The following is a 6,929-nucleotide window of genomic DNA, read 5'->3' on the forward strand; positions in this document are numbered from 1 at the left end:
AGTAGGGGGGTCGGAGAACTATCGTTAGTATACCCGACTTTATCCGTCTTTATCCGCCTTGATCCGCCTTGCATCGCAATTTTAGAAATGCCCGTCTTTTTCCGTCTTTTTTCGCTTTGCAGTTTTGTGCGATCGGTCTATAAATGAATAGATGCTAATGTTTAGGTGACAAGATGAATAAATTACTGAAATTTACAATGTGCCTTGCTGCGGCTACCTTACCCCAAGTTTTTACTCTTGGATTTATTAATGATGCTCAAGCTCTAGTTAACCGCTCAGATTTGAATGGCTTACTACTCGCGCATCCTAGTAATGGTAAAGTCTACTGGATTGATGAAGGAAAACGACGGTGGATTGCAGGTCCTAAAGTTTTCGCCCTCTTGTTTCCTGGAAGGCAGGTTCAGCAATATATAGATGTCGAGCTGATTGAGGAAGCATCATCATTAACAATGGAAAATAGAATTGTTCTTTGTAAAGAGAACGGTCATCGTTTAAATAACAAAGTGTATCTTTTGGATCAAGGTACTAAACGCTGGGTTGCAGGTCCAAAAGCTTTTGAACGTAACTTTGTTCTAAAAGCGGTAACACCTATATCTTGTCCGGCTTTGGTGAGCATCCCAGACGGTAGACCTATCCAATAGGTCGCCCACCTTTATGGAAGTTCTAACTGTGAAGACGCTATTGCTCACTAGAGCGATCGCACTTCGTCACCTATTTATCTCTTTACCAAACAACAGGATATGAGGGGGGTAGATACGATCGCTCCTTACTTTTTTTATCGATAGACGATCGGGCTTGAGTTTTGATTGGAAAAGATTATTTGATATTTAGAAAGAAGGTAACGTTATGCTGCTTAGAAATCTGGCAATGGCTGTAGGCTTAGGAATGGTTGGCTTCTTTTCGTCTGTTGTATTTGCTACTCCGGCAAGTGCAAGCTTGACTGTGTGCAATCGAGCTGGATCGAAAGCTTTTGTAGCAATTAGTTATTATTCAGATGGCAATATTTGGTCAAAAGGATGGCTACAGCTTAATCCTGGTAGTTGTGGTACAGCTTTCGCTGGAAGAGTATCTAACTCAGACATTGGAGTTTATGCAGAGACTTTTACCGGAGTAGTTGAGTCAGGTGATGTACGCAGATGCGTTGTCTGGGTTAATGTACAACCATCTTGGACAATTCGTAATGCTGATAACTCAGCACGTTGTCAAGGAAAGGGGAGAGAAATGAAGGGCTTTAGAGTGTTCAAGACTAATGACAGCCCTGACTACACGTATGAGGTTTTTGATTAGGGCAATCCTCACTTATTTGGAAGAGGATCGCACCTCGTCATCTATTCATTTCCTCAACAGACAACAGGACATGAGAGGGCTAGATGCGATCGCCACTTACTTTTTTTATTGATAGGCGATCGTACTCTTTGTGTGGATGCGATCGCTCTTGACTTTTTTATTGATAGGCGATCGCCCCTCTCTTTTTTACTGATCGACATCGACGCTGATTAGAAGCGGACAATCTCGATCGTGCATCGCGATCTCTGAAAACAAACATCAAATTCTCGAAAAAAGTTCGTTTGCCCAAGAATTAAGGGCACCTGAGAGGATTGTGCCCAGGCAAATGCTAGACGAACTGGTTCCAGATTCCCAATTTGAACCTGCACAAATACACCCCGCGCCTCAACTCTTGCAAGATTTCCAGCCAATGGCAAGCGGATAGTTTGTTCCTCCCAAATAGCACCCAATTGCAGCCCTATGTCATAAGGTAATAGATTGACCGCAGACCCAGTATCTAGCAGTGCATTCGCGGAGACAGAAAAGCCTGCATGACTCAGAGTGATGGGGATCGTGGGTAATGCTTCATCCTCAGAAAAGGGAAACTCGATTGTACTAGGCATGAGTAGATGCCTCTCGGTCATCCCGAATCATCTGCATCAGAATGTTTGCAGCTTCCGTTGCCTCGTAGGGCGACCAAACCGGATACTCTGATGCAGAAAAGATAACTTGTAGTTCAGCCTTTGGGATTTGCACAGCTAGGAGTTTGAAGAGTGATAATTTGTCTGACTGGCTCAGACTGTTCACCAAAGGAATTAACTCAGCGAGAGACATAGTTTAAACTCCCAGACATACGAGGATACATTTATCATAAGCGATCTGTGAGACACTGTTTTATAGATAGGCGATCGATCAAAAGTGTGGATGCGATCGCCCCTTACTTTTTTATGGATAGGCGCTCGATAAGGGGTGTGGATGCGATCGCGAACGTGCCGGAGGCGATCTGCCACAATAAAAACTATTAGGTGTAAATCTGTTTTATTCACAAGTAATAGATCGCCCTTAAGCTGTTAGAAGAGCATTCAATAGACCGAGAAGCTCATCGATCGGAGTAAGATAGCGGTCTTTGAGATCTATAGCAACTTCCAGATTGGGTGTCAGTGCCAAAAATCGCCAAACTTGGCCTGTAGTAACCGATCCATAAACCGTTTTATCACCAATTTTAGGGTCGCGTCGGTTGACTAAAAAAGCCGCATACATAGTAGCAATACATTGAGCTAAACCCTCATTAATATTTTCATTTTTAGCTTCAATTACCGTAACAATAGGAGCCTTAATTGCCAGCTTATCAGGGTTAGCCGTGAGTAAAAAATCAACAAATCCATTCAAACCTAAACTGGGATCTGCCGTAAAGTTTTTACCAGAAAATAAGGAAAAATGAGGGTTAAAGGTGACAATTTCGCTTAAAATGGGAGCAATTAAATATTCAGAGCGAGCTTTTTCGGTATTGATGGCAATAGCAAGCGGTGCAAATCGCTTTAAGGCTTCAGTCAAGAATGCGCTGGGAGCGATTGGCTCAAAATCAACCAATTTCTCAACAGTTATAATCTGACTAATTCCCAAAGGAATCAATTTGTCAAATGAAGTGAAATCGCTGTAAGACATAGCATTAAAAATTTAAAAGTCAAAATGTTTCTTCTATTTTAAGTCATAAGGTTGGCGATCGCACCTTGTCTTTTTTCACCGACAGGGCGATCGCACTTTTGGGCTAGACGTTAAAGCGGGTGACTCGTCGCCATCATCACCAAAAATCAAATTTTAAACAGAAGTACGATCGCCCTTCCTCCACCTCTTCAACAACTCCGGCGTCACCAAACCTTGCGGAAAAAATATCGTCCCCAACACAATCAGCACCCCAAAAACAATTAACCGCCCATCCCGCAGAAATTGTGCCAACCAAACCGGCAATCCCTGAATAGTCGCCATCCCCCTCAAAACCTCCGGCAAAGCAGTAAACACCATCCCACCCAAAACTGCTCCCAGAAAACTTCTGCTACCACCAATCAACACAGAAGTCAAGTAAATAATACTAGCATCAAAAGTACCTTGACGCGCGTTCCAAGTATTCAGGAAATGGGCACTAACTGCACCCACAACCCCAGCTAAAACAGCACCTAACGTGAAAGCCAAAACTTTATAAAAAGTTGGGTTAATGCCGATCGCATCCGCCGCCAACTCATCAGCGCGAATCGCCGCAAAAGCCCGCCCCACCCGAATCCGTTCCAGCCGATAGACAATTGCCATACTTACCAACAGTAAAGGTAGTACAATCCACAAATACTCGATCGGCGTCGCAAACGGTTGCGGAATCCCAAAAATGCCCACAGCCCCGCCAGTGATGTCCAGATTCAGCGATAAAACCCGCAAAATTTCCACAAAAGCAATAGTTGCGATCGCCAAATAAATCCCACTCAACCGCAGCGCCGGAATTCCCACTAAAATACCCAGCAATCCCGAAACAGCCCCTGCAATTATCATCTCCAATAACAGCAATGGCAGAGGGAACAAACCCCCTGTCTGTTGAAACACGGTTGTAGACAAAATCGCCGAAATATACCCACCTAAAGCATAAAAACCAGGGCTAGCCAGAGACAACTGTCCCGTCATTAAAGGCAAATACAGCGACATTCCCAACATTGCACCCACCAACATCGAGACAATCAGAAACCCATAAGTAGTAAAAAATGCAGTCATAACTTTCTTTATTTCTTAGTTCCTCTCTGCTAGGAGGAGAGTTTGACAATAAGCCCTTTCAAGATCCGAATCCTCTTACACCTTTTGATTCAAACGCTTCTATTTCTCAGTCCCCCTCTCCTGGGACGAAAGTTTGACTCTTAAGCCATTTGATTTCAATAACCGAATTATCAACCGGGCAACGAACTTACACCTTCTGAATCAAACGCCGTCCAAACAAACCCTGCGGCCTAACCAATAGCATCATAAACAATATGCCAAAAGCAACAGCATCCTTATAAGCCGAAAAATCTCCAGGCACAAAAGCCTCCACCAAACCAATTATAAACCCACCCAAAACAGCCCCAGGAATACTCCCCAACCCACCCAGCACAATCACCGCCAAACCCTTCAAACCAAAAGCAATCCCAAAATACGGCCCAGCAATACTCACACTAGAACCCACCAAACTCCCCGCCAAACCAGCCAGAAAACTGCTCACAAAAAACGTCAAAACAATATATCTGTCAGTATCAATACCCAAGAGACTAGAAGTAGTAGCATCTTCAGCCACCGCCTGCATTGCTTTGCCAAATTTAGTGAAATTTATTAAGTAAGTTAGAAGACTAACAATCGCAATAGCTACGCCAAAAATCACTATTTGAACAGTGCGAATAGGAATCTGTTTATCCGCCGTACCAAAGTTAATAGCTGCCGGGAAATTGCCGTAAGTATTAGTAGGAAAAGTGTAAATTTCTGCACCGACAAGATACTGGATGATATTGGCGATCGCCACCGCCGCCCCCAAACTAGAAACCACCGTCAGCAGAGGATCTGAGTTTCTGTGGCGCAAAGGCAAAAAAGCAACTCTTTCAACAATTACTCCCACCAAACCAGCCAGCGTACTGCCCAAAATTAGCGCCACAGCAAAAGGAAACTGCACAGGAATTCTCGCATTAGCCAACAACCCGTTGAAACCAAAAGCACCGCCCATCAACGCATAAGTGAAATAAGCACCCAAAGTAAACACTGCACCGTGAGCAAAATTAATAATTCCGAGAATAGAGAACACTAGGGTGTATCCCAGGGCAAAAATAGCATACACGCTGCCGATCGACAAACCATTCAAAAATTGTTGCAGAAACAGAGTTAAGTCCATCACCAGTTAAGAATTGAGCCTCACACCGCAATCATTCAACAACAAAAAACATACAATTTTTACTCTGACTTCTGACTTCCCCCCAAGGGGGGGGCAGGGGGGGAGACTTCAGAGTCACACTCAATAACTCATCCGTGTATCCGTGTTCTGAGTTCATTTCAAAAACTCAAATTTACCGTTAGTACCATCAGCATCCATTTTTATCTGTGCCACATAAAACTCTTTCTGATTGATTTCACCTTCCGGCGTAAAAGAAATTTCCCCCAGAGGCGTATCGTACTTTCCACTCAACAACTGCTGATTCAAATTTGTACGCAATTCTGCTAAAGGCTTTTGGCTAACCTTCGACTTAGCATTAATTTCTTTTAATGACTCAACAAAAACTTGTACACCAGTAAAAGCTTGAGCGCTAAACTGAGGTGGTTCCTTCTTAAATTGAGCGCGATAAGCATCACGAAAAGCCTTATTAATCTCATTCTGATATTCCGGGCTGTATGCTTGGGCAATTAAAACTCCATCACACAGTGCTTTGCAAACCGAAAATACATTGGAAGTATTCAGACCGTTGCCCCCAATGATAACCCCTTTGTAGCCCAACTCCCGCAACTGCTTAATTAAATTGCCTCCATCTGCGGCCAACCCAGAAATAATTATCAAATCGGGCTTGACATTTATCCCATTAGTGGCTTGAGATTGGAAATCTGTATCAGTAGTCAAGAATTTTTGGACTGTTGCCAATTCCAGTCCCATACCTTTAACCGTTGTCTGAAAAGTTTCAGTCTCAGATTTGCTAAAAGCATCATTCTGAGCAAAAAACACGGCTACTTTCTTAATATTGGGATTTTGCTTCAGGGCCGCTTTAACTGCATTAGGTGCTACCACGGCGACAGGCGCGGAGACTCGGGCGACATAATCGCCAATCTGGGGAATGCCTTTAGCGGTGTTGGATGGTGCGAGTACGGGAATTTTTGCCCGATCGGCGATCGGATCGGCACTAAAAGCCTGCTGCGAGAGAGTTGGGCCCACAATACCCACCACCTTATCCTGATTGATCAGAGTATTGAAGGCATTGATCGCCCCTTGTTCATCTCCACCCGTATCTTGGAACACCAGTTTAATCGGCGTCCCATCCACACCGCCCTTATCGTTGAAATACTTCTCAGCAATTTTCGCCCCAGCCACCTGTTCCTGACCGAGTAAAGCCACATTGCTAGTTTGCGCCACCCCAACCCCAATGGGAATAGCGGTAGAGTTCCCCGCAGCCGAACCCTGTGGCGAAGTTGCCGGAGATGGCGAAGTACCTGGAGATACTGTAGTCGATGTCTGGGGAGTGTTCGTCTGAGTGCAAGCCATCAGCAGTGAAGCGCAGGTAACGAACAAGGCACTAGGGAGAGGGGCAGGTTTTTTCATGAGCGGGCGATCGAACACATCATATATAGATCATCTCCACTATATAGACCATCTCTATATAGAACATCTATATGTGCAAATATTCTACCGATTGGGGCGAGAGACCCCGGTCAAAAACCGTATTTAGGGGTCAGGAAGTAGCCCCTTGCCCTAAAGAGGAATCAGCCAGCGGAGGCTCAAGCGGTGCTGACAGGTCAAAACCCTTACGGTGTATGGCTTCAAAAAAAACTTTAAAATCTTTGCGCAAAACGCTTGACAACTCTGGGGAGAGTTGATACATTAATAAAGCGCCAGAAGAGAAGCGGTTCACTGAACCGCCAACTCAAGGCAAAAAACTGAACCTAGAAAAAAGAATAGTTTG

At 44.3% G+C, this 6,929-nt stretch carries 9 protein-coding genes; 3 read left to right on the forward strand and 6 right to left on the reverse strand.

The window, feature by feature from the left end; all coding sequences use genetic code 11:
• The first annotated feature begins 173 nt into the window (after positions 1–173).
• Together ACUVJL_RS18170 and ACUVJL_RS18175 are read left to right on the forward strand one after the other, a co-directional pair.
• Positions 174–641, forward strand: a complete 468-nt coding sequence (locus tag ACUVJL_RS18170) for a hypothetical protein (protein ID WP_333332656.1) — start codon at positions 174–176, stop codon at positions 639–641.
• A 205-nt stretch (positions 642–846) separates the two neighbouring features.
• On the forward strand, positions 847–1,287 hold the full coding sequence (locus ACUVJL_RS18175) for a DUF1036 domain-containing protein (protein ID WP_445247144.1): 441 nt from the start codon (positions 847–849) through the stop codon (positions 1,285–1,287).
• A 209-nt stretch (positions 1,288–1,496) separates the two neighbouring features.
• On the opposite strand, the gene ACUVJL_RS18180 is transcribed toward ACUVJL_RS18175, so the two are convergent.
• Both ACUVJL_RS18180 and ACUVJL_RS18185 read right to left on the reverse strand, forming a co-directional pair.
• On the reverse strand, positions 1,497–1,889 hold the full coding sequence (locus tag ACUVJL_RS18180) for an aspartyl protease family protein (RefSeq protein ID WP_445247145.1): 393 nt from the start codon (positions 1,887–1,889) through the stop codon (positions 1,497–1,499).
• Complete coding sequence (locus tag ACUVJL_RS18185) at positions 1,882–2,100, reverse strand: hypothetical protein (RefSeq protein WP_445247146.1); 219 nt, start codon at positions 2,098–2,100, stop codon at positions 1,882–1,884. The genes ACUVJL_RS18180 and ACUVJL_RS18185 overlap by 8 nt, the downstream gene beginning before the upstream one ends.
• Before the next feature lie 47 nt (positions 2,101–2,147).
• Here ACUVJL_RS18185 and ACUVJL_RS18190 point away from each other — a divergent pair, with 47 nt between their 5' ends.
• Positions 2,148–2,291 (forward strand): hypothetical protein, encoded by a 144-nt coding sequence (locus tag ACUVJL_RS18190; protein WP_445247147.1) that lies wholly within the window; start codon positions 2,148–2,150, stop codon positions 2,289–2,291.
• Positions 2,292–2,328: 37 nt separating this feature from the next.
• Here the strand turns inward: ACUVJL_RS18190 and ACUVJL_RS18195 are convergent, their stop codons facing one another.
• The 4 genes from ACUVJL_RS18195 to ACUVJL_RS18210 all read right to left on the reverse strand — a co-directional run bounded on the left by ACUVJL_RS18195 (position 2,329) and on the right by ACUVJL_RS18210 (position 6,568).
• Positions 2,329–2,931 carry a hypothetical protein gene (locus ACUVJL_RS18195; protein ID WP_445247148.1) on the reverse strand — a complete coding sequence of 201 codons (603 nt, stop codon included), beginning with the start codon at positions 2,929–2,931 and terminating at the stop codon, positions 2,329–2,331.
• Positions 2,932–3,084: 153 nt separating this feature from the next.
• Complete coding sequence (locus tag ACUVJL_RS18200) at positions 3,085–4,020, reverse strand: branched-chain amino acid ABC transporter permease (protein ID WP_445247149.1); 936 nt, start codon at positions 4,018–4,020, stop codon at positions 3,085–3,087.
• 187 nt (positions 4,021–4,207) lie between these two features.
• Positions 4,208–5,158 carry a branched-chain amino acid ABC transporter permease gene (locus ACUVJL_RS18205; protein ID WP_445247151.1) on the reverse strand — a complete coding sequence of 317 codons (951 nt, stop codon included), beginning with the start codon at positions 5,156–5,158 and terminating at the stop codon, positions 4,208–4,210.
• A 153-nt stretch (positions 5,159–5,311) separates the two neighbouring features.
• Positions 5,312–6,568 (reverse strand): ABC transporter substrate-binding protein, encoded by a 1,257-nt coding sequence (locus tag ACUVJL_RS18210; protein WP_445247150.1) that lies wholly within the window; start codon positions 6,566–6,568, stop codon positions 5,312–5,314.
• Positions 6,569–6,929: the final 361 nt, after the last annotated feature.

It is taken from the genome of Microcoleus sp. OTE_8_concoct_300 (assembly GCF_031383065.1).
Lineage (GTDB): Bacteria > Cyanobacteriota > Cyanobacteriia > Cyanobacteriales > Microcoleaceae > Microcoleus.